Origin of the sequence: Campylobacter sp. RM12642 (assembly GCF_020137635.1) — a bacterium.
Lineage (GTDB): Bacteria > Campylobacterota > Campylobacteria > Campylobacterales > Campylobacteraceae > Campylobacter_E.
The window spans coordinates 1-22,960 of record NZ_JACGAT010000016.1 but is presented as its reverse complement, the minus strand read 5'-3'; the positions used below and the strand labels follow the sequence as shown (position 1 = coordinate 22,960).

Genomic DNA, 22,960 nt, shown 5'->3' with positions numbered 1-22,960 from the left:
TTATTTATCTTTAAAATAATTATCCAGTATTTCACAAATACAATGTATTGTGAAAATATGAATTTCTTGTATTCTTGGCGTATCCTTACTAGGTGCTTTTAGGGCAAAATACGGACTATTTTCTAATTTTTCACTAGCCAATAAAACGCATTTGCAACCAATTTTTCTAGCTTCTTCAAGTGCTAAAATAACATTTTTACTAGTCCCGCTAGTGCTTATACCAAACACTATATCTTCACTTTTAGCAATAGCATTTACTTGCCTACTAAACACATATTCATAGCCATAATCATTACCGATTGCAGTTAGTGCTGAAGTATCTGTGCTAAGTGCAATAGCACTAAGACCATTACGCTCACATTTATATCTTCCACTAAGTTCGGCTGCAAAATGTTGAGCATCTGCAGCACTACCACCATTGCCAAAAATCAATAATTTTTTACCATTTTCCAAAGCTTTTTTTATAATATCAGCTACTTGAATAATATCTTTTAAATACTCTTCATTAATATTATCATAAGCTTTTTTGTGCTCGTTTAACTCATTTTTTAATTTATTTAACATATAACTCCTTTATTTTTTCTATAATATTTGTGGTTGAATATCCTGTTTTAAATTCTATTAATTTTACTTCTTTTGCATATGATGAGCCAACAACTTCTTTTCCTTCATAATCAGCACCTTTTACCAATATATCAGGCTCTAAAGTTTTAATTAAATTAATTGGCGTATCTTCACTAAATTCACAAACATAATCTACAAATTCTAAAGCACACATCATAGCTTTTCTAGTCATTATATTATTAATTGGTCTATTTTCACCTTTTAATCTCTTAATACTTTCATCAGAATTTAAACCAACAACTAAAATATCTCCTAACTCCTTAGCTGCTCTTAAATAACTAAGATGCCCGTAATGCAAAATATCAAAACAGCCATTGGTAAAAACTATTTTTTTACCTTTACTAAGTTGTTTAATCTCATCTATATTTTTAAATTTATAAAATTCATTATCAAAATTTATAATCTCATCAAGCCCTACGCTAACAGCCCCTATCTTACCTACAACAATAGCAGCAGCTTTATTAGCTAAATCTATGCTTTTACTAATATTAAAATCATTCGCTAAGAAAAATGATAATGATGAAATCACGCTATCTCCAGCACCGGTTACATCAAAAACTTCTTTAGCTAAAGCATAATGGCGATTTAATTTATTATCATAAACAGCAGCAATTCCATTGCTACCTAAAGTAATTAATGGTATTTTTAAATCCAATTCTTTTTGTAATTTTTCTAATGATTTTAATAATATATCATCATCATATTCATTAAAATTACCTAAAAATTCACAAGCTTCTTTGTAATTAGGTGTTATTAAATCTATGCCTTTAAACTTATAAAAATCTTTCTTAGGGTCTGCTAGACTTAAAGTATTACTATCTTTTGCAAATTTAATTATTTTTTGTGCTAAATAAGGACTAACAACTCCTTTATCGTAATCACTAAAAATAATTACATCATATTTATCATTGCGTATTTTATCAAATAATTCATCAGCTAATTTATCGCTAATTTGCTCTGTGCTTTCTACATCTATTCTAACTATTTGCTGATTTGAGCCAAAAATACGAGTTTTTGTAGAAGTTTTTCTATCTTTTTGCTTAATTATATGGCAAGTTATATTTTGTTTTTGCAATTCACTTTCAATAAATCTAGCACTATCATCATCTCCAATAACACTTAAAATACTAACATTTGCACCTAATTTTGCAAGATTATTAGCAACATTTGCCATACCACCTAAGACTTTTTTCTCACTTTTAGGAGTGATTACTGGAACTGGTGCTTCTGGACTAATTCTAGTGCAATTTGCGAAAACATAAATATCGTGTATTAAATCTCCAATTACTAAAGCTTTAATATTTTTCATTCATAGTCCTTTTTTATATCTAATAAATTATTCACTTTTTTACAATATTCAAATTCTTTTAAATCTTCATTAAACAAATAACGATTATTAATATTTGCATTTATAGCCGCTTGCATATCACTTACTTTATCGCCTATAAAAATTGAATTAAATAAATCTAAATTAAATTCTTTAGCTGCTTGTAAAATAAGACCAGCTTTTGGTTTTCTACATTCACAATTATCACTAGGTATATGCAAACAAGAATAAATTTTACTTATATTAATTTTATGATTTTTAAACTCATTTAAAATAGCTTCGTTAAAAATATCCATTTGCTCTTTTGTAAAATACCCACGCCCTACTCCACTTTGATTTGTAATTATAAAAATCAAATAATCTTTATCTTGAAAGAATTTAACTATCTCAAAAATATTAGGTATAAATACTAATTTTTCTAATTCATAAACATAAGAAAAATCCTTATTAATTACTCCATCTCTATCTAAAAATAAAGCCTTTTTCATATTTTTTAATTCCATTTTTCTTTGTTCTAAAATAATTGCATCATTTAATGCTTCTTCACTATCATTTAATTCTAAAAAGCCATTATTTTCGGTAAATTGTTTATTTTTAAAACCCCAAATAAAGGCAATGATTACTATAAAAGCTAATAATATTGATACCCCTATCATTAGCATTAAAACATTTTCCATATTTATCCTTTTTGATTATTTTAATAAATATCATAAAACTATTAGGAATTTAATTTGGAAAATAAAATATAAAAATATCCATTAAAATATTCAACGAGTAATTAGCTAATATAAAAAATATTAGCTAATTTAAAATTAATTTCTAACTTTATCTAATACACCATTAATAAGCTTAGGTGCATTATCACTTGCATATTCTTTAGCTAGTTCAATAGCTTCATTTATAACAACAGCTTTATCTGTTTTTGTAAAAAGCAATTCATAAACACCAAGTCTTAAAATAGCTTTTTCCATACCACCTAAATTACTAACTTCATTGCTTTCTAAAATACCTTTTAAACACTCATCTATTTTTAATAGATTTGCTTGAACGCCGTTAAATAATTCTAAAGCCCATTCACGAATAGCATTTCTTATTTTATGCTCTTCTAAATAATCATTTACATGCTCACTATTTTGAACATAATCAAATGAATACAATAAACTTACAACCGTTTTTCTAGCTTGATGTCTAGTTGCCATTTTGAACTCTTTGTAAATTTAGCATTTCAATAGTAGTTACCATAGCTTCATAACCTTTATTGCCACTTTTAATTCCTGCTCTATCCATAGCTTGCTCTGTAGTGTTTGTTGTAAGAACACCAAAACTAATTGGAGTATCATTTGCTAAAGTTATAGCTGCAACACCCTTAGTGCATTCTGCTGATACATAATCAAAATGTGGGGTATCTCCACGAATAACAGCACCTAAAACCACTATTCCATCATAATTTTTCTTCACTGCTTGTTTTAAAGCATAAGGTAATTCAAAAGCACCAGGAACTAAAATTAAATCTAAATTCTTTTCATTTCCACCAAAACGAACAAAAGCATCTTTAGCACCTTCAACTAATTTATCAGTTATAAAACTATTAAATCTAGCGTTTATTATGGCAAATTTCTCATTACCATTTAATTTTAATTGTCCTTCAATAATATTCATACTTATTCCTTATTTAATATTTTCAATAATAAATTAATTTTCTCTTCTAATTTGCTAGTAGCTACCATATTAGGTCCATCACATAAAGCTTCACACGGATTAAAATGTGTTTCAAAGAAAAATCCATCAACGCCAACTCCAGCAGCAGCTCTTGCTAAAGGCAATACAAAAGAGCTATCTCCACCACTCTTACCACCTGCTGCTCCAGGCATTTGAACGCTATGTGTAGCATCAAATATAACAGGTGCGAAATTTCTCATAATTTTAAGAGATCTCATATCAACAACTAAATTCCCATATCCAAGACTAGTTCCACGCTCAACCGCTAAAACACCGGCTTCTCTTGCCATTTGATGAGCTTTTGAAAAATCTTCATCTTTTAAATCTTTAAATGATAATTCTCCAATATCAGAGCAAGCAAAAAAACTTTCATCATTGGTTTTATAATCATACCCTCTAGTCTGTGCTACTTTTGCTACACTATATTTCATATCACTTGGATTTAAAAATTGACCTTTTTTAATATTTATAATAGCTTTAGTTTTAGCAGCTGCAACTAATAAATCAGTTTGTCTGCATAAAAAAGCTGGAATTTGTAGAGTATCAACAACTTGAGCTGCAATTTCAGCTTGATAACTCTCGTGAATATCTGTAATTATTTTATATCCAAATTTAGATTTTATATCAGCTAAAATCTGCAAACCTTTTTCAAGTCCAGGTCCTCTAAAACTATCTAAACTTGTGCGATTTGCTTTATCAAAACTTGATTTAAAATAAAAATCAATTTGTGGATGTTTTGCAATTTTTTCTAATCTTTTTGCAACTTCTGTAACAATTTCAGGACTTTCTATAACGCAAGGTCCTGCAAATAATATTATTTTTCTCATTTTTTATTATCCTTACTTAAACTTATTCCTATACCACCTATTAAAACGCAGATTATACCTGTTAAAACTACAAAACTTGGTAAATCATCTCCTAAAAGTATTCCTAAAAATAAAGTAAATACAACATCAATATATCCAACTCCAGCTACAACCCCAGCCTTTTTAGCTGCTTTATAGGCTTTTGTTACATATATTTGGTATAGAATCGATAAAGAGCCCATTAAAATAATTAAAGTCCATATTTTATATCCAACAGGCATTACAAATGTAGCAAAAGCAAAATCAAAATGCTTAATAATACTCTCATTTAAATACTCTCCGCCTAGCATAGATAATATAGGTAAAATTGTTCCTAGTATAAAAAAACTTGATGCTATAACTTCAGTATTGTAAAACTTTCCTAATTCCCTAGCACTTGTTAAAGCAAGCGCTGCTGTTAAACCACTTAAAACACCTAAAATTGAGTTTTTAATATCAAAACCACTATGTAAATGTTCAGGTGCAAATGGTTGAATTATTAACATTACACCACCAAAAGCTAATAATAAATATAAAATACTTTTAAATCCTAACTGCTCTTTAAAAAACAAAAATGCAATTAATGCTACAAAAAGTGGATTTGTTTTTTGAAAAGCAAAAGCACCGCCTAAAGAAATATTAGCGACATTATAAAAGAAAAAATATAAAGAAATAGTTCCTATTAAACCACGAAAAAACAATAAAGAGAATTTACCACCTGATTTTTTGTGTGGAATTTTATAAATCAAATAAGCTATAAAAATAACTCCAATAACATTTCTAAAAAACATTATTTCTACACTAGGCATAGTATTTGCAAGTAGTTTTGCACAGCACCCCATGAGTGCAAATGCAAAACTAGCAATAACCATAAAATATATTCCTAGATTTTTTTTAATTAACCTTTTTAAACTAAGCATAATTATTTAGCTAAAGGAATACTAGGTGGTATAATTCCAGGCATAAAATATGCAATTAAGCTTACCCAAATTCCTATAATTATTATCATAGCTATTGAGTATTTAACTGTGTATTTAAACAACTCACTCTCACGTCCTACAAGGCCAACAGCAGCACAAGCAACTGCAATACTTTGTGGAGATATCATTTTACCAACAACACCACCTGCACTATTTGCTGCTAGGAATAATGTGTCAGAAAAGCCTAATTGATGAGCTGTAACTTGTTGTAAAGAACCAAATAAAAGGTTTGCACTTGTATCAGAACCTGTTAAGAATACTCCAATCCAACCAATTACAGGAGAGAAGAATGTAAATGCTCCACCAGTTTGTGATAATGCAATTCCTAATGTTCCACTAGCTCCACTATAATCAGTAATTTTTGCAAAACCAACAACTAAACCAATAGTTAAAATAGGAAACGCCATTTCTCTTAAAGTATCATTAAAGCATACTTTAGCATCACTAGCTTTTACTTTTAAAATATATATACTTGCAATTGCAGCAAATAAAATAGCTGTTCCTGGAGTGTTGATTAACGGAATTCCTAGTCCTAAAGGTTGAGTTCCTGCTTTTCCGCCTTCTACAAGTGATGGTTTAATAACTGCTAAATCACCTAAACTAGCAAATGATAATTTAAGATTTGTAAATGCTAAAGCTGCATCAGTTCCAAATAATGATTTAAACCAACCTTGAGTCCATATAACAACAAATACAATTAACAATAAGAAAGGTGACCAAGCATAAACAATTTCTTTGATGCTTAAAATTTTTACATCGCTAAAATCTTTTTTATCATCAAATCTTACAATATTTTTAAGTTTAAATGTTTTTGCAGCAACAGCAGTAGCTACTAAAGAAACAATAGCTGAAATAATATCAGGTAATTCAGCACCTAAGAAGTTTGCTGATAAAAATTGTGCTATAGCAAAAGAAATAGCTGCAACAAATACAATAGGAAAAGTTTCTTTAATACCTTTCATACCATCCATTAAAAATACTATAAAAAATGGAATACAAAAACTAAACGGAGGTAAAATTCTACCAACCATAGCAGCAACTTCATGTTGTTGTATTCCAACAGCTTGAGCCATTGCAATAATTGGAATACCAATAGCACCAAATGCAACAGGAGCTGTGTTTGCTATCATACAATATCCAGCTGCTTGTAATGGTCTAAGACCTAAACCAACAAGTAAAGCAGCAGTAATTGCAACAGGGCCACCAAATCCAATAGCGCCTTCTAAAAATGCTCCAAAACAAAATCCAATGATGATTACTTGAATACGATGATCAGGCGTAATTGTCATAATACTTTGTTTAATTACTTCAAATTGACCTGATTTAATTGAAAGCTTATAAAGAAAAATAGCTGCTATTATAATCCAAGCAATAGGCCAAATACCAGTAGTAAAGCCTACTATAATACTAGCAAATGCAGCATTTAACGGCATTTTATAAGCAAAAACTGCAACAAGAATGGCTGTAACAACGGTTAAAAAACCTGCCACATAACCTTTTGTCTTAAAAACCACTAGGCAAAGAAAAAAGCAAAGTATAGGTAAAAACGCTACAAATGCACTTAACCAAATGTTGCCAAGTGGGTTAAAATTAGGTGTAAATTCCATAATTTTCCTTTCGTGATAAGATTTTAATATTTTAATTTTAAATGCTGAATTTAGCATATAATAACAACAAGATTAAGAATAATCGTAATATTTTTAACAATATGTTACTTTTTGTAACAAATTTACAAATAAGTTTTTTAAGATATAATAGCTCATTTTATTAATTTAGAAAGGTTATTTTATGAGAGGTTATACCATTTTTTCGGGTTCTGCAAATATTCAATTTGCCAATAAAGTCGCTCAAAGATTAGATTGTAAATTAAGCGATGCTGGAGTTAAGCGTTTTAGTGATGGAGAAATTAGCGTTCAAATTGGAGAAAGTGTGCGTGGTAAAGATGTATTTATTATCCAAAGCACTTGCGCACCAGCGAATGATAATTTAATGGAATTATTAATATTAACTGACGCATTAAAAAGAAGTTCAGCTAATTCAATCACTGCTGTAATTCCTTATTTTGGATATGCTAGACAAGATAGAAAAGCAGCTCCTAGAGTTCCAATTAGTGCAAAATTAGTAGCTGATTTAATGCAAACTGCAGGAATTAGCCGTGTAGCTACTATTGATTTACATGCAGGTCAAATTCAAGGATTTTTTAATATCCCTGTTGATAATTTATACGGGAGTATTATTTTTAACGAACATTTAAAACAAAGAGATTTAAGTAAAGCAGTAGTTGCAAGTCCTGATACAGGTGGAATTGTTCGTGCAAGAGCTGTTGCGAAAGCACTAGATTTAGAACTTGTTATTGTTGATAAACGCCGTGAAAAAGCTAATGAAAGCGAAGTTATGAATGTAATTGGCGATGTAAATGGTAAAGATGTAATTATAGTTGATGATATGATTGATACTGCAGGAACTATTGTTAAAGCTGCTGAAGTGTTTAAAAAATTAGGAGCTAAAAGTGTAATTGCTTGCTGTACTCATCCTGTTTTAAGTGGAGCTGCTTATGATAGAATAGAAAATGGTGCTTTAGATGAATTAATAGTAACTGATACTATACCACTAGCAAAAGAATGTAAAAAAATAACAGTTTTAAGTGTTGCACCTTTATTTGGAGAAGTTATTCGCCGTGTTTATCATAATGAAAGTGTTAATGGTTTATTTTCATAATTAAATTTTTCATAATTCCTAATTTAATTAATTAGGAATTATTTTTTAAACTTATAGCTAAATAATCCAAATCATCTTCGCTCAATTTATTTGTATTAATAATAAAATTAATATATTTAGTTTGAATATAAATTCCTTGATAATCTATATATTTTATTTTCTTATACTTGACTTTAAATAAGAAAAATCCATATTCAAATTCTAAAAAATCATCATAAAAATTAATTTTGATTAAATTAAATTTTAGCTCAAAAACTAGCGTAATTATAGGATTTAAAATAATTAAAAAACACATTATAATAATTTCATCACTATATTTAAACGCTGCAATTATAAAAATAAACCAAATTAATAAAATTAAAAAATATTTATTAAAAGTCTTCAGCCTTATACTATGTTTAAGTAATGGTAATTCATAATCATCAGGGTATTTACCTTTAATATTTAGCATATAAAATATACTCGCAAAAAACATAAAAAATGGGAAAATATATTTCAAATCTTCATAATTATCTCTTACTTTATATCTCTCATAAATAAAGCCATTTGATTCTAATTGCCTTATTTCTGGATAAAATACGCTAGGAACATAGTAAATAGCTACTTTTTGCCCTATGAGATTTTTTGCATAACTTTTATCTTCTCTTGCTATGAAAGTTTTGTGATTTTTATTATTATCAATCATTTTATAATGCCATATTATGTAATCAGTTCTACTCCTAAATATTTTCTTATAAACTATCTTTTCTATATCATACAATACACCTTCAGCCTTTTTAAGTTCATTAAGATTTTTTGTATGATCGCTTATGTATTCTAAGCTATATAAAACTATCACAATAAAAGTTACAAAAACAAAAAACGCTGAAACTAATTGAAATAAAAACAATAAAAAATTACCTTTTTTATCATAACAAAGTCTAAAAATAAATATTAAATATAAGTGTTTAAAAAATGCCAACATTACTAATTAGGAAGCTTGGCTTCCTTAAAATTATAAATATTTTTTAATATTTTCAACCCAAGCATTAATTCTTGCTTCGTTTTTATCCCCATCAGCTTTATCAAGGCAAAGTCCTCTTAAAGCTTTTCCAAATTGTAATCTTGAGAATGTGTAGTTATAATCACTTGAGCAAACTTCGCCTATAAATCTTGCTCCACTAAAAGCTAATTTATCATAAAAATCAGCTACACCAGAGCAAAAACTATCAGGATGTCTTTCTTGTCCGCCAACACCTACGATAGCTACATTTTTATCGCTAAAATCAATAGTATTTAATAATTTTACTTTACTTCCCCAATCATCAGCCAAAGCACCAAAAAAATAGCTTGAACTCATTAAGATTAAAGTTTTATATTCTGATAATGCGTTTATTTCAACATCTTTAATATTTATAACATCAGCACCAATTTTTGCTGCTATTTGCTCTGCAAAAGCTTTAGTAGTACCACCTTTTGTAGCATAAAAAATACCAACTTTTTTCATAATTTCTCCTTAAAATTAAAATGTAGTTTCATTGTAGCCTAAATAAGATAATTTTTGTTTTAAATATTTTAAAATTATTTTAAGCTACTTTTAAGATTGGGGGGGGGGGGTATTATATGGCTTTAATTTTTTATTAAGGAGTGTAAATGGATACGAATAGTATTTTAATGAGTATTCAAGACAAGTTGCCAAAAGATGGAATGGCTGTAATTAATTTAAGAGAAAAGTTAGAAAGAATGAGCGATGCTGAAAGAAAAAACTTTTCAGACAAACTACTTGCTGCAAAGCTTAAAAATCCTACTACTGGAATTATATGTGCTATGTTTTATGTAGATAGATTTTATCTTGGCTCTATTGGCTTAGGCATACTTATTTTTATACTCAAATTCATTACTTGTATGTTTGCAATAGGAATTATATGGTGGATTATTGATATTATAAACATTGGCAAAAAAGTTAGACAATACAATTATCAACAAATTTTACAAATTATATAAGGATATATCGTGAAAAAAATATATTTTTCTTTAATTGTAGTTAGTGCATTTTGTATAGGTTGTGGTTCTATACCTAGTTGTGATGATAAAGAAGTAACTGATGTTGTTACTCAAATTGTTAAAAAACAAGTTCCTAATATTTCTTCATTAGATATTTCATATTCTGGATTTATGACTGAAAAAATAGATAAAGAAAAAAAATTAATTAGATGTAAAGCTGAGATGAAAATGACAAATAAAGACACAAAACAAAGTGCTGAAAATTGGTTTGATTATAGTGCAAGATATACTGATGATGGTATGGTATATGTGGAAGTTTATTAATAATTTTGTGTTTAGAATTTGAAATAGGAATTTCCTATTTCAAATTCTTAAATCAATAAAAGCCTAATATCTTCCACCATACCAAGCCAACACAAATCATAACTGCTATATCAATAACACTTACAATAAAACCTATTATCCACCATTTATTAAGACTAACATAACCACTACCAAATACAACAGGAGCAGTCCCTGTAGCATAATGCGTAAGTGCCATCATAATATTTCCTGCAGCTGCTAACATAAAAGCATATAGCATAGGTGGTGCTCCTAAATCAAGCCCTGTTTTATAAAATACTAAAAACATTGCTGAAATATGAGCTGTTGTGCTTGCGAAAAAATAGTGCGAATACAAAAACGCTAAAGTAAAAAATATCATTACAAAAGTTACACTAAGCCCTAAAGATGAAGCTGCCATTTTTAACTCTTGTCCTAAAAATGCAGCTAAACCTAATTTATCAAGCATAGTAGCAAGCATAATTAAAGCAGCAAACCATACTAATGTATCCCAAGCTGTCTTTTCTGCTAATAATTCATCGTATTTTAAAACACCAGTTAAAAGCGCAATTGCAAGTCCTAAAGCTGCCACGCTAGCAGGATCAAATGTTAAAGCCTTTGCATATTCGCTAAAGCCAAACCAATTAGCAAAATTACTAGGCATTCCAGCCCATAAGAATAAGCACAATCCAAAAATACTAAGCATAATTTTTTCATCTAAGCTAAATTTACCCATAGCAGCTAATTCTTTTTTAGCTAATTCTCTTGCATCAGGTGTTTCTTTAAGTTCAGGTGGGCTTAAAAAATAAATCACTAATGGCATAAGCAATATCGCGCACATTCCAGGAACAAACATTCCTAAAGCCCATTGCCCCCAAGTAATACTAATATTTGCATTGGTTGCATCTGAAATTAGCTTTACTACCAATGGATTTGGTGCAGTTGCGGTAATAAACATAGCAGATGTAATTGGATTTGATTGATAATTTACAAGGCTAAGATATGTTCCTGCTTTATTTGCACTGCCGTTATTTGGCTCTGAACCTAGAGCTTTAGCAATTGATTGAACGATTGGATTAATTATACCACCGCCCCTTGCAGTATTTGATGGAGTAATCGGAGCTAAAAACACTTCGCTTAAAGCAATTGAATATCCTATACCTAAAGTTTTTTTACCAAATATGCTTAAAAAATAAAATGCTAATCTTCTTCCAAGACCAGTTTTGATAATACCACGAGCGAGCATAATAGATATTACAATAAGCCATATTAAGCTATTAGAAAATGCACTTAAAGCATCTTTAATAGCAGCCTTACTTCTAGCAGCTCCACTAATATCAGCACTAACACTAATTGTAGAAATTGCTATAAAAGCAATAGATATTAAGCTAACTGCACCAAGTGGCATTACTTTTAAAATAATACATAAAACAGTAGCTATAAAACAACCTAAATATATCCAAGAAAGTCTTGCATCAAATAAGCTTAATTCTAATAATTTTTGTTCTGAAAAATCAGAATGAGCCTTTAATAAAGCAGCTTGTTTAATAGAAATTAGACTTTCAGGAACCGGAATAAATACAAATGAAATAGCTATTAATATACATAAAATAGCTAAAGGAATTTTATCCTTAGTCATAACATCTCCTTTTAAAAAAGTAAGTAATTATAATAAGAATTTATTAAAAAGAAAAATAAAGTATATTTTTTAATAATTTAAAGATTAATATTAAATTTTTATTAAATAATTAATATTTAAGCCCTATAAAGGGCTTAAAATTATTCTCCTAAAGCTTTTTTAGCGTATTTTATACCTAAATCATAAGCCTTAGCATTTGCATCACGAGTTTTTGGTGGCACATGACTTAACATAACTTCTTTTACATCATCAGTATCCATACATTTGCTCATATATACCGCAATTGCAAGCGCAACAACTGATTGAGTAGCCACATTGCCAACTTCATCTTTAGCTATTGTAATGATTGGAATTTCAAATATTTTAAATTTCTTTCTATCTTCTTCACTTGGCTTTACTAGATTTGGCTCGACTACTATTATTCCACCTTCACAAACACCATCTTTAAAACCAGAATAGCCTTTTTGAGCAGTTGAAAGCATAAAAGTAATTTCGCCTTCAACTGCATAAGGAAATAATATTTCTTCATCATCTAAAATAATATCAACCTTAGTTGGACCACCACGAACTTGAGAAGTATATGTGCTAGCTTTTATAGCATAAGCACCTTTTTTACTACTTCCACCCTTTTCCATCCAAGCAGCTGCTAAAATCTCACCAGCGGTAATTACGCCTTGACCGCCTTCTCCACCAAATCTTAATTGGAATTTCATTTAGCACCCCCTAAAGCATTTAAATTAACCATTCTACCTTCTTTAGCAGCACGGCGAACTTCTTCATAAGCTTTGCAATATTCAGGTTTAGTTTTATTTTCATATAAAATTCCAACTGGGAATTTATCAACTTTTTCTTCATCGCTTAATTTATCAAATTTAGATTTTTCAACAGAACGATTACTTATCCAATCAAGCATTTGAACAGCTTCGCCCATTTTATTTTTACGACCTAAATTAATATGGCAGTTACTAAAGCAATCAATAAAACTATATCCTTCATGAGCCATTGCTTTATAAATCATATTTTCAAGTTTAGCAGCGTCGATTACATTACCACGAGCTATAAAACTAGCTCCAGCTGCTTTTACTAATTCGCAAGCATCAAATGTAGGGTCAATATTACCAAATTGAGCTGTAACCGTGTAAAATCCTTGTGGGGTCATTGGGCTTGTTTGAGAATTTGTAAGTCCATAAATAAAGTTATTAATCATAATATGAGTTAAATCAATATTTCTTCTTGCAGCATGGATTAAATGATTACCACCAATTGCAGTTGTATCGCCATCACCTGTTACAACTATTACATGTTTAGTTGGATTAGCTAATTTAATACCAGTTGCATAAGCTAATGCACGACCATGAGTTGTATGAACGGTATTGCAATTTACATATGAGCTCATACGACCACTACAGCCAATACCACTAACTACGCAAACATCATCCATATTCCAACCCATTTTTGCAATTGCTTTAATAATACATTTTAAAACAACACCATCACCACATCCCCAGCACCACTGAGTAGGCATTTTATCTACTCTTAAATAATCATCATAATTAAAAGCCATTAGAAACTCTCCTTTACTTTTGCTTCAATTTCACTTGGAGTTATTGGACGACCATTAGCTCTATGTAAGCTAGCAAAATCATCTCTCTTACTTGCTCTTTGAATTTCTTCTAAATATTGTCCCATATTTAATTCTGTTACTAAAATTTTCTTAAATCTTGAGCAAACTTGCGCTATTTTTTTCTCATGAACTGGATATAAAGTAATTGGTCTAAATAAACCTACTTTCAATCCTTGCGCTCTAAGTCTTGCAATTGCTTCTTTTGCAGCACGAGCAACGCTTCCGTAAGCAATAATGCAAATATCAGCATCATCTAACATATATTCTTCATAAAGTGCTAATTCATCTACTTTATTTTTAATCTTACCAACTAATCTTCTCATATTATAATCAACTATTTTGCCATCTTCAGTTGGAAAACCTATATCTCCGTGATGAAGACCAGCTATATGATAACGATAGCCTTTAAAGAATGGATTTAATGTAGCAGGTTCGTCCATATCAGCCTTATAAGGTTTATAATCTTTTGGGTCTCCTGTAAATTCACGGCGTGGTTCTATTTTTAAATCTTTTACATCAGGTAAAATTGCTTTACCATTCATATGTCCAACCGTTTCATCCATTAATAAAAATACTGGAGTTGAATATTTATTAGCATAATTAAATGCTGTTATTGTTAGATTATAGCTTTCTTCAAGACTAGCAGGTGCAATAGCAATACTTGCTATATCTCCATGGCTTGGAGCTTTTGCTTGAAATAAATCGCCTTGAGCAACACGAGTTGGAAGACCAGTTGATGGACCACCACGCATAACATTTACTATTACGATTGGAATTTCAGCTATGTATGCAAGTCCTATTTGTTCTGCTTTTAAGCTAATTCCAGGACCACTACTTGCAGTCATTGCTTTTGCACCACTCATAGCCGCACCTAGTGCAACGCTAATTCCACTTATTTCATCTTCCATTTGAATAAATGTTCCACCAGCTTTTGGTAGCATATGGCTTAATTCATGAGCTATCTCACTACTAGGAGTTATTGGATAACCACCAAAAAAAGAACAACCACAATCAATTGCAGCTTGAGCTATTAAATTATTTCCTGTTGATATTACTTCTCTCATCTTTACGCCTTTAACTTTTTAAAATTGTTAGCTTTAATTGCAGCCGCTCTATCTTTACCTTCTTGAGTAGGTTTTGCAAATTTAAAGCCTTTAGCATCTGCAACATTAATCGCAAAATCAGGACAATGAGTTTCACAATCTCTACAACCTATGCATGATTCTGGATTAACTACTTCAATCATTTGACCTAAAACAGCACTTGGTTCATCTCTCATAGCAATAACGCCCATAGGACAATAGCTTACGCATATATTACAGGCTTTACATCTTTTTTCATCCACCCATACAGGTGCATTATTATTATTTTCCATTTTTAACCTTTCTAAGCCTAGATTATCTAGGCTTTAATTATTTTAAAATTTCTTTGATTTTTTTACCGATATCTGCAGGAGAATCAACTACATGAACACCATAGCTTTTTAAAGCTTCTTTTTTAGCAGCAGCACTTTCATCAGCACTTCCTACAATAGCACCTGCGTGACCCATTCTTTTACCTTTTGGAGCAGTTGCACCTGCTATAAATGCTACAACAGGTTTTGTGATATTTTCTTTTATAAATTTAGCAGCTTCAACCTCTAAGCTTCCACCAATTTCACCTATCATAACTATAGCTTTAGTTTCGCTATCTTTTTCAAATTCGGCTAATAATTCTTTATAAGCAAGACCTATGATTGGATCTCCTCCAATTCCAACTGCAGTTGTAATTCCATAACCACCTAAAACAACTTGATTTGCTGCTTCATAAGTTAAAGTTCCACTTTTAGAAATTACACCGATATTTCCTTTTTTAAATATAAAGCCTGGCATAATTCCTAATTTACATTCATCTGCAGTGATAATTCCTGGGCAGTTTGGTCCAATGATTTTCATACCTTTTTTATTTGCATAAGCTTTTGCGAACATCATATCTTTTACAGGAGTATGTTCTGTGATTACTACTGCAAGTTTAATTCCTGCATCAGCAGCTTCAATGATACTATCTCCAACAGCAAAAGGAGGAACGAAAATTAAACTTGTATCAGCACCAGTTTTACTAACTGCTTCTTTAACCGTATCAAATACAGGCTTTCCTAAATGAGTTTCTCCACCTTTAAATGGAGTTACACCACCAACTATATTTGTGCCATAAGCAATACATTGTTCTGCGTGAAATGTAGCTTCTTTACCTGTAAAGCCTTGAACTATTACTTTTGTATTTTTATTTACTAATATACTCATTTTTTCTCCTTACTTTACTAAGCTTTTTACAATTTCAGCACCATTTGCAAAATCTGTTGCTGCGTGAATATTTTTAAGACCTGAATTATCTAGAATTTCTTTTGCTTCTTTAGCGTTTGTTCCATCTAAGCGAACTACTACAGGAATATCAATTTTAGTTGTTTTTGTAGCTTCTAAAACACCATTTGCAATTCTATCGCATCTTACGATACCACCAAAAATATTAATGAAAATTACTTTTACATTCTTATCTCTCATAATAATCTCAAATGCTTTTGCAACGGTTTCAGCACTTGCTCCACCACCAACATCTAAGAAGTTTGCTGGTTTGCAGCCACTATAATTAATAATATCCATTGTAGCCATAGCAAGACCTGCACCATTTACCATACAAGCCACATCGCCATCAAGTTTTACATAGCTTAAACCATATTTACTAGCTTCTAGCTCTGCTGGATTTTCTTCTGTTTCATCTTTTAATTCTGCAATATCTGGATTTCTATAAAGACCACTATCATCAAAACTCATCTTAGCATCAAGTGCGAAAAACTCGCCTTCTGCAGTTTTGATTAATGGGTTAATTTCTACTAAATTTGCATCTTTTGCTAAATATAATTTATATAATTTATCTATAAATGTTATTAATTTTTTACCTTCATCTTTATTTAGACCTAAAACTTTTACTACTTCAAGTCCGTGAAACATTTTAAAGCCAATTGCAGGGTCGATTGTAACTTTTGCTATTTTTTCAGGTTGCTCTGCTGCAACTTTTTCTATATCCATACCACCTTCACTTGAAGCAATGATTGTGATTTTTTCTTCCATTCTATTAAATAATAGTGCTAAATAATATTCTTTAGCAATATTTGCACCACTTTCAATATAAAGTTTTCTAACAAGTTTTCCTTCTGGTCCTGTTTGATGAGTTACAAGGTTCATACCTAATATTTTTTCAGCATACATTTTAACTTCATCTAAATTCTTAGCGATTTTTACACCGCCACCTAAACCACGACCACCAGCGTGGATTTGAGCTTTTACAGCCCAAACACTTCCGCCTAATTCTTTTGCGTTTGCAACAGCTTCTTCAACACTAAATGCAACCTTACCTTTTAAAGTAGGCACACCAAATTTAGCAAAAATTTCTTTTGCTTGATATTCGTGTATATTCATATTTTCTCCTTAAATTGATTTTAAAATTTCATTAAATGTAACACTTGGTCTCATTATCTTTTCAGCTACTTCGCCTAAAACATAATATCCACCTAATTCAACTGCTTTACCTTCTTCATTCATATATTCTTCAATGATTTTAGAAGAATTTGAATTAAGTTTATCAGCAATAACTTTAAAAAACTTATTCATACTTTCATCATTATTTTGCTTAGCAAGTGCATTCGCTAAATATATTGCAAAATACACATGACTTGTTCTATTATCGTTTTCTTTCGCATTTCTACTTGGAGCTTTATTTTCATTTAAATAATGAGATATTGCTTCATCAAAAGCTTCTGCCATAACTTTTGCTTTTGCATTGCCTTTGTTTCCTTCAAATTCAAGTGAGCTTTGAAGAGCTAAAAACTCGCCTAAACTATCCCATCTTAAGTGATTTTCTAATACAACTTGCTCAACTTGTTTTGGAGCAGAACCACCCGCACCTGTTTCAAACATAGCTCCGCCATTTAGCATTGGAACTATTGAAAGCATTTTCGCACTTGTTCCTAATTCAAGTATTGGGAAAAGGTCTGTTAAATAATCTCTTAAAACATTACCTGTAATTGATATACAATTTTTACCACTTCTAATAATTTCTAAACTTTTTTTGCAAGCTTCATAAGGGCTTAAGATTAAGAAAGTTTCTCCTAATTCTTTTTTAACTAAATCAATGATTATTCTATCACTTGCTCTTTTGCTATCAAGCCAGAAAATTCCTTGCTCGCCACTTAATTCACATCTTTGTTTTGCAAGTTTTATCCAGTTTGCTATTGCATCAGGTTTTGCTAAATTAATTCTATAAATATCACCCTTTTTAACATCGTGTGATAATAAAACTTCGCCATTTAACTCTATTTGATAAGTAGCGTCGCAATCAGCTATGAAAGTTTTATCATGAGAGCCATATTCTTGAGCTTTTTTAGCCATTAAACCAACATTGCTAACCGAACCAACCACACTTGGATTAATACTTCCATTAGCTCTCATATCATCTAAAACTGCTTGATACATTGTTGCATATGTTTGATCAGGAATAACAGCATTTGTATCCATTTCTGCACCATTTTTATCCCACAATTTAGCACCATTTTTAAGCATTGCAGGCATTGAAGCATCTACAATTACATCACTTGGAACATGAAGATTAGTAATACCTTTATCAGAATTAACCATTGAAATTGGTGCTCTTGTATTTAATATTTCTTCGTATCTTTTTAGGATTAAATCTTTTTTGCTTGAATTTTCAACCTTACTTAAAAGCTCACTTAAACCATTGTTTGGATTAATGCCTAGATTTGCAAACTCATCGCCAAATTCAGCAAATAAATCTTTAAAATAAACTTTTAAAGCGTGAGCAAATAATACAGGGTCACTTACTTTCATCATAGTTGCTTTTAAATGAAGCGAGAATAAAATATTTTCTTGTTTGCAGTGATTGATTTGTTTTTCATAAAACTCATCTAGTTTTGCAACATTCATAAAAGTCGCGTCCATTACTTCATCTTTTACAACTTCAAAAGATTTTAGCTCAGTTTTAGCCCCATTTACAACTTTATATAATTTAGCAGTGCCGTTTTCTTTGATTAAAGTTGCCTTTTCATTAGAGAAAAAGTCATCACTACTCATACAAGTTACACAACTTTTACTATCTTTACTAAAGGTTTTTGTTCTATATGGATTTGCTTTTGCGTATTCTTTTACAGCTTTTGTGCTTCTTCTATCTGAGTTTCCTTGTCTTAAAACAGGATTTACAGCAGAACCTAAAACTTTTGCATATTTTTCTTTAATTGCTTTTTCGCTATCATTTTGTGGTTCATCTGGATAATTTGGAACATTATATCCTTTTGATTGTAATTCTTTTATGCAAGCCTTAAGTTGCGGAATAGAAGCAGAAATATTTGGAGTTTTAATTACATTTGCTCCATCAAGTTTTACTAATTCACCAAGTTTTGCAAGTGCATCTTCACACTTTTGCTCATCTTTTAAACACTCTGGAAAACTAGAAACTATTCTTGCAGCCAATGAAATATCAGCTGTAGTAATTTCAATATTTGCATGCTTTAAAAAAGCTTTTGCAATTGGTAAAAAACTTAAAGTTGCCAACGCTGGCGATTCATCTGTGAAAGTATATACAATACTCATCGTAACTCCTTTAATTAAATTTTAGATGAATGTATAACTGCTAAGTTAAAAAAGAGTAAATCAAAAAAAATTAAATTACTCTTATCTTTGCCTTTCTATTTCTTTTTCGTGAGCCGCTAAAGTTGTATTAAACCTATGTGTACCAGTCCTTTTATCTCTCATAAAATACAAATAATTTGTCTTAGCTGGAGAAATTGCTGCCAAAATTGCTTGTGTAGAAACGTTACAAATTGAAACACTTGGTAAACCAGAATTTTTATAAGAATTAAATTCTGAATTATCTTCTCTAATCATTTGTGGAGTTACTTTTATATGAGAATTCATACCATAATTTAGCATTCCATCCATTTGTAGTTTCATACCTTTATTTAATCTATTATAAATAACACTCGCTACAATAGGCATTTCGCTTTCATTAGCAGCTTCTTTTTGAATAATACTAGCTACTATAATAAATCTATAAAATTTATATTCAGTATAATCTCCAAACACTTTTTTACTAATTGTTTCGTTTCTTTTTTTTGTAAATTCTAATAAATATTTTATAAACAATCTTTCACTAATTCCTAATGGAATTGAATAAGTATCAGGAGTTAGCATACCTTCTTTTCTATTTGATTGAGAATATAATTCATCTAATAATTTATCAGGATTTAAATTAAGTTTTTTTGCTGCAATTTCTCTTAAAAAATATTCACTTGTTTCACCTGGAATTAAAGTAAGATTAACTAACGCTGCTTTATTTGTAGTTAGCTCTTTTAAAAATTCATATCTTGTTAAAATAGGTTTAGATACTGCTATCCAACCACTTTGCGGGTGTCCAAAAAATAATAACAAATATTGGTCTATTTTGCTAAATTGCAATTTAGTGTTATTTAAACTTGTTATAATTTTAGCATTAGAGCCTTGTGGTATAAATACAACAGAATTTGACTTAACAGGCTGCAATAAGTAAAACAAAATCGCTAGGACAAAAATGCTTAAAACATCAAAACACATAAATAAAATAATTAAAATTCTTTTTATATTCATATTCTTAATAATCGCCTTTGTATTTGTATTAGCCAATGGAATTTCAATTAAGGATTTTAAATTAATTAATATTGAAATCTCTGAGCTTTATTTGAAACTTGATAAAAAACTAATCTTAAATATAAATAAAGTTTATATAAAAAAAGCAAATAGCAACGAAGCACTAGATATAAATCAAATTAGAAAAAAAATATTAAGCCTTAAAGAATACAAACAAGTATTTTTATTTTTTCAAAGTATTAATATAAAAAATATTCAAATAAATGATGCTTTAGTCAAAATATATTATGATGAAAACCAATTGAATATCCAATCAGATGATATTGAAGCAAATATAAAAATAAATCTATACTCAAATGAGCTTTTAGCAAACATTACAAATCTAAAATATAAAAACTTATATTTTTATGGAGATATAAAAATAGCTAAAGATGTTGAAATTAAAGGATATTTACACTCTATAAACAATGATTTAAACGCAAAAATAAATATAATAAATACAAAAAATGATTTTTTATTAGGCGTTGATAATTTAGAGATTAAAAATCAGCAAGAAGCATTTAAACATATTGAAAATTATTTAAAACCAATACTAAAAGAATGGCTAATAACTAGAGTAAAATTTGATAATTTTAAAGGTAGCTTTATTGTAAAAATAAAAAATAATCAACTAGAAAATACCTTAGGAGAAGGTGTTTTTACAAATGTAATTGCAAATTATAATGATAAAGCACCAAATGCTTATGCAAAAGAAGTTAAATTAAGCTTAAAAGATTATAGTTTAAAGCTATTAGCAAATAATGTAAATTCTCAAGACAATATCACAACTATTGATGAATTTAATTTAACAATAGATAATTTATTAAAGCCAAATATTGATATAAATATCATCTCAAATAATGCGCTTTACAATAGTGAAATAGAAAAAATACTAAATGCTTATAATGTTGTTTTAGGGTTAAAGCAAAATAGTGGTAAAACAAGCACCTTAGTTAATATAAAACTAAATAATGACCATACTCACAATGTAAAAGTAGATGTTAAAACCAATGGAAATTATTCTTTTAGTAATTTTAACTTTAACGCTAATTTAAATATAAGTGTAAATGATAATTTAGTAGCAATTCAAGGTAATGCAGATACAAAAGAATTAAAAATAAGCAATGCGGATATAAATTTAGATACTAAAACCAAATTAGCAAGTGTAAATATAAAGACTTTAGGAATTGATTATAAAGATTATTTTTATTACAGCGATAAAGCAAAAATGAATTTAAATCTAAATAATAAAACTTTAGATTTTCCGGCATTAAATACCACAATATATTTTGATAAAAATTTACTTATAAAAAGCGATATTTCAAGTATTGTTAGTTATTCAAAGCAACTTAAAAAATTAAATTTTAATGATGGAGATATTGAATTAAGTAGTAAAGATGGGGCATTTTTTGTAAATATATTTAATGCTAAATTTGATTTTAATTTATATAAAAATAATCCAAATAATTTAGATAATAATTATAAATATACTCAAGATGACTTTTATATAAGTATTCAAAACAACATAACCACAATAAATACCAAAAGCAATCTTATTAATTTAAATTCTCAAAACAATAAAACAACTATTAATCTAAATAATCTAATAATAGACGCAAATAAATTAAATAATGATGAAAATAATGATAGCAATAATAATATAGCTCTTAATTTATTAAATTCTAAGATTATTTATAAAGATTTTTTATTTAATTTCAAGAATTTAAAACTGAATAAAAATCCTTATGAAACTTCAATCAGTGCAAGTTTTATTAAAGGTGGAGATTTGATAGCCCAAATAGGAAAAAACAATTTTAAAGCCTACCTAAGAGAACTAAGCCATCAAGCACTAAATGAAATCGTAAATAAAGAAGTTTTTATAAGTGGAGAAATTGATTTAGATGCAAAAGGCAATACTTTAAGTGATTATGAAGGCTTAATTAATATAAGAAATGCCTATTTATCAAATACCAAAAACTACATAAATCTAATCGCATTTATAGAAAGCATACCGGCTTTAGTAACTTTTAATAAGCCGGGTTTTACAAAAAAAGGTTTAGGGATAAAATTTGGCTCAATTGAATTTAGAAATAAAAATGACATTATAAATATTGATAAGGTTAATATTTTAGGTTACAACATAGATTGTAGCGGTCAAGGCATTATTAATACAAAATCAAAAACAGCAGATATTACTCTTAATATTTTTACTCTAAAAAATACAAATAAAATCATAAGCAATATTCCTATCGTAAAAGAAATATTTATAGGCGGTAAGGATAATAAAATAGCTACTCAATTAAAAATTAGCGGTAGTTTAGACAATCTTGAATATAAAACTAGCCTAGCTAAAGATATATTAACAAGTCCTTTTATACTTATGAAAAATATCATCACTCTACCTAAAAATATAATAGATAGATAAAAATTAGAACTACTCAAGTTCTAATTAACCAAAACAATATCAAAC

23 protein-coding genes and 1 pseudogene are annotated in these 22,960 nt (G+C 29.2%); 4 read left to right on the top strand and 20 right to left on the bottom strand.

Annotation, left to right across the window (positions count from 1 at the left end; all coding sequences use genetic code 11):
* The 9 genes and pseudogenes from AVBRAN12642_RS06605 to AVBRAN12642_RS06570 form a co-directional block, all read right to left on the bottom strand.
* Positions 1-564 carry a D-sedoheptulose-7-phosphate isomerase gene (locus AVBRAN12642_RS06605; RefSeq protein ID WP_214118550.1) on the bottom strand — a complete coding sequence of 188 codons (564 nt, stop codon included), beginning with the start codon at positions 562-564 and terminating at the stop codon, positions 1-3.
* On the bottom strand, positions 554-1,933 hold the full coding sequence (rfaE2, locus tag AVBRAN12642_RS06600; RefSeq protein WP_336607524.1) for a D-glycero-beta-D-manno-heptose 1-phosphate adenylyltransferase: 1,380 nt from the start codon (positions 1,931-1,933) through the stop codon (positions 554-556). Before rfaE2 ends, AVBRAN12642_RS06605 begins: the two co-directional genes overlap by 11 nt.
* Positions 1,930-2,439 carry a D-glycero-alpha-D-manno-heptose-1,7-bisphosphate 7-phosphatase gene (locus tag AVBRAN12642_RS06595; protein WP_442862365.1) on the bottom strand — a complete coding sequence of 170 codons (510 nt, stop codon included), beginning with the start codon at positions 2,437-2,439 and terminating at the stop codon, positions 1,930-1,932. Before AVBRAN12642_RS06595 ends, rfaE2 begins: the two co-directional genes overlap by 4 nt.
* A gap of 81 nt (positions 2,440-2,520) precedes the next feature.
* Positions 2,521-2,613: pseudogene (gene ccoS, locus AVBRAN12642_RS09915) on the bottom strand (cbb3-type cytochrome oxidase assembly protein CcoS); the annotation flags it as partial.
* Positions 2,614-2,763: 150 nt separating this feature from the next.
* Positions 2,764-3,150 carry a transcription antitermination factor NusB gene (gene nusB, locus AVBRAN12642_RS06590; RefSeq protein WP_214120575.1) on the bottom strand — a complete coding sequence of 129 codons (387 nt, stop codon included), beginning with the start codon at positions 3,148-3,150 and terminating at the stop codon, positions 2,764-2,766.
* On the bottom strand, positions 3,140-3,610 hold the full coding sequence (gene ribH, locus AVBRAN12642_RS06585; RefSeq protein WP_214118534.1) for a 6,7-dimethyl-8-ribityllumazine synthase: 471 nt from the start codon (positions 3,608-3,610) through the stop codon (positions 3,140-3,142). The genes nusB and ribH overlap by 11 nt, the downstream gene beginning before the upstream one ends.
* A 2-nt stretch (positions 3,611-3,612) precedes the next feature.
* Positions 3,613-4,497, bottom strand: a complete 885-nt coding sequence (gene kdsA, locus AVBRAN12642_RS06580; RefSeq protein ID WP_214120573.1) for a 3-deoxy-8-phosphooctulonate synthase — start codon at positions 4,495-4,497, stop codon at positions 3,613-3,615.
* Complete coding sequence (locus AVBRAN12642_RS06575; protein ID WP_336607526.1) at positions 4,494-5,435, bottom strand: DMT family transporter; 942 nt, start codon at positions 5,433-5,435, stop codon at positions 4,494-4,496. Before AVBRAN12642_RS06575 ends, kdsA begins: the two co-directional genes overlap by 4 nt.
* Positions 5,436-5,437: 2 nt before the next feature.
* Complete coding sequence (locus AVBRAN12642_RS06570) at positions 5,438-7,102, bottom strand: L-lactate permease (protein ID WP_336607527.1); 1,665 nt, start codon at positions 7,100-7,102, stop codon at positions 5,438-5,440.
* A 181-nt stretch (positions 7,103-7,283) separates the two neighbouring features.
* On the opposite strand from AVBRAN12642_RS06570, the gene AVBRAN12642_RS06565 reads away from it, so the two are divergent.
* The gene (locus tag AVBRAN12642_RS06565; protein WP_214118527.1) at positions 7,284-8,213 is read left to right on the top strand and encodes a ribose-phosphate pyrophosphokinase; all 930 of its coding nucleotides are present in this window, start codon (positions 7,284-7,286) and stop codon (positions 8,211-8,213) included.
* 31 nt (positions 8,214-8,244) lie between these two features.
* Here AVBRAN12642_RS06565 and AVBRAN12642_RS06560 read toward each other — a convergent pair whose 3' ends face one another.
* Entirely contained in the window at positions 8,245-9,102 is an 858-nt protein-coding gene (locus AVBRAN12642_RS06560) for a hypothetical protein (RefSeq protein ID WP_336608144.1), read from the bottom strand.
* Positions 9,103-9,207: 105 nt separating this feature from the next.
* Positions 9,208-9,699 (bottom strand): flavodoxin domain-containing protein, encoded by a 492-nt coding sequence (locus AVBRAN12642_RS06555; RefSeq protein WP_214120445.1) that lies wholly within the window; start codon positions 9,697-9,699, stop codon positions 9,208-9,210.
* Positions 9,700-9,845: 146 nt separating this feature from the next.
* Here AVBRAN12642_RS06555 and AVBRAN12642_RS06550 point away from each other — a divergent pair, with 146 nt between their 5' ends.
* Together AVBRAN12642_RS06550 and AVBRAN12642_RS06545 are read left to right on the top strand one after the other, a co-directional pair.
* Positions 9,846-10,196, top strand: a complete 351-nt coding sequence (locus AVBRAN12642_RS06550) for a hypothetical protein (RefSeq protein ID WP_214118520.1) — start codon at positions 9,846-9,848, stop codon at positions 10,194-10,196.
* A gap of 9 nt (positions 10,197-10,205) precedes the next feature.
* Positions 10,206-10,520 (top strand): hypothetical protein, encoded by a 315-nt coding sequence (locus tag AVBRAN12642_RS06545; RefSeq protein WP_214120444.1) that lies wholly within the window; start codon positions 10,206-10,208, stop codon positions 10,518-10,520.
* Positions 10,521-10,572: 52 nt separating this feature from the next.
* Here AVBRAN12642_RS06545 and AVBRAN12642_RS06540 read toward each other — a convergent pair whose 3' ends face one another.
* From AVBRAN12642_RS06540 to mltG, 9 genes are all read right to left on the bottom strand, one after another.
* A complete protein-coding gene (locus tag AVBRAN12642_RS06540) occupies positions 10,573-12,156 on the bottom strand; it encodes a DASS family sodium-coupled anion symporter (RefSeq protein WP_214118516.1) in 1,584 nt (527 codons plus the stop codon).
* Between the two features lie 140 nt (positions 12,157-12,296).
* Positions 12,297-12,869 (bottom strand): 2-oxoacid:acceptor oxidoreductase family protein, encoded by a 573-nt coding sequence (locus tag AVBRAN12642_RS06535; RefSeq protein ID WP_336607530.1) that lies wholly within the window; start codon positions 12,867-12,869, stop codon positions 12,297-12,299.
* The gene (locus tag AVBRAN12642_RS06530) at positions 12,866-13,720 is read right to left on the bottom strand and encodes a 2-oxoglutarate ferredoxin oxidoreductase subunit beta (protein ID WP_214118511.1); all 855 of its coding nucleotides are present in this window, start codon (positions 13,718-13,720) and stop codon (positions 12,866-12,868) included. Before AVBRAN12642_RS06530 ends, AVBRAN12642_RS06535 begins: the two co-directional genes overlap by 4 nt.
* Positions 13,720-14,844: a 2-oxoglutarate synthase subunit alpha gene (locus AVBRAN12642_RS06525; RefSeq protein WP_214118510.1), complete on the bottom strand. Its 1,125-nt coding sequence runs from the start codon at positions 14,842-14,844 to the stop codon at positions 13,720-13,722. Before AVBRAN12642_RS06525 ends, AVBRAN12642_RS06530 begins: the two co-directional genes overlap by 1 nt.
* A 2-nt stretch (positions 14,845-14,846) precedes the next feature.
* Entirely contained in the window at positions 14,847-15,155 is a 309-nt protein-coding gene (locus AVBRAN12642_RS06520; RefSeq protein ID WP_214118508.1) for a 4Fe-4S binding protein, read from the bottom strand.
* A 37-nt stretch (positions 15,156-15,192) separates the two neighbouring features.
* Positions 15,193-16,062, bottom strand: coding sequence for a succinate--CoA ligase subunit alpha (gene sucD, locus AVBRAN12642_RS06515; protein ID WP_214118506.1), 870 nt, complete (start codon positions 16,060-16,062; stop codon positions 15,193-15,195).
* A 9-nt stretch (positions 16,063-16,071) separates the two neighbouring features.
* Positions 16,072-17,235 (bottom strand): ADP-forming succinate--CoA ligase subunit beta, encoded by a 1,164-nt coding sequence (sucC, locus tag AVBRAN12642_RS06510; protein WP_214118504.1) that lies wholly within the window; start codon positions 17,233-17,235, stop codon positions 16,072-16,074.
* A 9-nt stretch (positions 17,236-17,244) separates the two neighbouring features.
* Entirely contained in the window at positions 17,245-19,419 is a 2,175-nt protein-coding gene (locus AVBRAN12642_RS06505) for an NADP-dependent isocitrate dehydrogenase (RefSeq protein WP_336608143.1), read from the bottom strand.
* An 81-nt stretch (positions 19,420-19,500) separates the two neighbouring features.
* On the bottom strand, positions 19,501-20,499 hold the full coding sequence (mltG, locus tag AVBRAN12642_RS06500; RefSeq protein WP_442862236.1) for an endolytic transglycosylase MltG: 999 nt from the start codon (positions 20,497-20,499) through the stop codon (positions 19,501-19,503).
* On the opposite strand from mltG, the gene AVBRAN12642_RS06495 reads away from it, so the two are divergent.
* On the top strand, positions 20,396-22,915 hold the full coding sequence (locus AVBRAN12642_RS06495) for a YhdP family protein (RefSeq protein ID WP_336608142.1): 2,520 nt from the start codon (positions 20,396-20,398) through the stop codon (positions 22,913-22,915). The genes mltG and AVBRAN12642_RS06495 overlap by 104 nt on opposite strands.
* Positions 22,916-22,960 lie beyond the last annotated feature (45 nt).

Excerpts from the sequence above, each read along its gene's own strand:
- AVBRAN12642_RS06605 (WP_214118550.1), bottom strand. The coding sequence starts at position 564 with ATGTTAAATAAATTAAAAAATGAGTTAAACGAGCACAAAAAAGCTTAT.
- rfaE2 (WP_336607524.1), bottom strand. The coding sequence starts at position 1,933 with ATGAAAAATATTAAAGCTTTAGTAATTGGAGATTTAATACACGATATT.
- AVBRAN12642_RS06595 (WP_442862365.1), bottom strand. The coding sequence starts at position 2,439 with ATGAAAAAGGCTTTATTTTTAGATAGAGATGGAGTAATTAATAAGGAT.
- nusB (WP_214120575.1), bottom strand. The coding sequence starts at position 3,150 with ATGGCAACTAGACATCAAGCTAGAAAAACGGTTGTAAGTTTATTGTAT.
- ribH (WP_214118534.1), bottom strand. The coding sequence starts at position 3,610 with ATGAATATTATTGAAGGACAATTAAAATTAAATGGTAATGAGAAATTT.
- kdsA (WP_214120573.1), bottom strand. The coding sequence starts at position 4,497 with ATGAGAAAAATAATATTATTTGCAGGACCTTGCGTTATAGAAAGTCCT.
- AVBRAN12642_RS06575 (WP_336607526.1), bottom strand. The coding sequence starts at position 5,435 with ATGCTTAGTTTAAAAAGGTTAATTAAAAAAAATCTAGGAATATATTTT.
- AVBRAN12642_RS06570 (WP_336607527.1), bottom strand. The coding sequence starts at position 7,102 with ATGGAATTTACACCTAATTTTAACCCACTTGGCAACATTTGGTTAAGT.
- AVBRAN12642_RS06565 (WP_214118527.1), top strand. The coding sequence starts at position 7,284 with ATGAGAGGTTATACCATTTTTTCGGGTTCTGCAAATATTCAATTTGCC.
- AVBRAN12642_RS06555 (WP_214120445.1), bottom strand. The coding sequence starts at position 9,699 with ATGAAAAAAGTTGGTATTTTTTATGCTACAAAAGGTGGTACTACTAAA.
- AVBRAN12642_RS06550 (WP_214118520.1), top strand. The coding sequence starts at position 9,846 with ATGGATACGAATAGTATTTTAATGAGTATTCAAGACAAGTTGCCAAAA.
- AVBRAN12642_RS06540 (WP_214118516.1), bottom strand. The coding sequence starts at position 12,156 with ATGACTAAGGATAAAATTCCTTTAGCTATTTTATGTATATTAATAGCT.
- AVBRAN12642_RS06535 (WP_336607530.1), bottom strand. The coding sequence starts at position 12,869 with ATGAAATTCCAATTAAGATTTGGTGGAGAAGGCGGTCAAGGCGTAATT.
- AVBRAN12642_RS06530 (WP_214118511.1), bottom strand. The coding sequence starts at position 13,720 with ATGGCTTTTAATTATGATGATTATTTAAGAGTAGATAAAATGCCTACT.
- AVBRAN12642_RS06525 (WP_214118510.1), bottom strand. The coding sequence starts at position 14,844 with ATGAGAGAAGTAATATCAACAGGAAATAATTTAATAGCTCAAGCTGCA.
- AVBRAN12642_RS06520 (WP_214118508.1), bottom strand. The coding sequence starts at position 15,155 with ATGGAAAATAATAATAATGCACCTGTATGGGTGGATGAAAAAAGATGT.
- sucD (WP_214118506.1), bottom strand. The coding sequence starts at position 16,062 with ATGAGTATATTAGTAAATAAAAATACAAAAGTAATAGTTCAAGGCTTT.
- sucC (WP_214118504.1), bottom strand. The coding sequence starts at position 17,235 with ATGAATATACACGAATATCAAGCAAAAGAAATTTTTGCTAAATTTGGT.
- AVBRAN12642_RS06505 (WP_336608143.1), bottom strand. The coding sequence starts at position 19,419 with ATGAGTATTGTATATACTTTCACAGATGAATCGCCAGCGTTGGCAACT.
- AVBRAN12642_RS06495 (WP_336608142.1), top strand. The coding sequence starts at position 20,396 with ATGCTTAAAACATCAAAACACATAAATAAAATAATTAAAATTCTTTTT.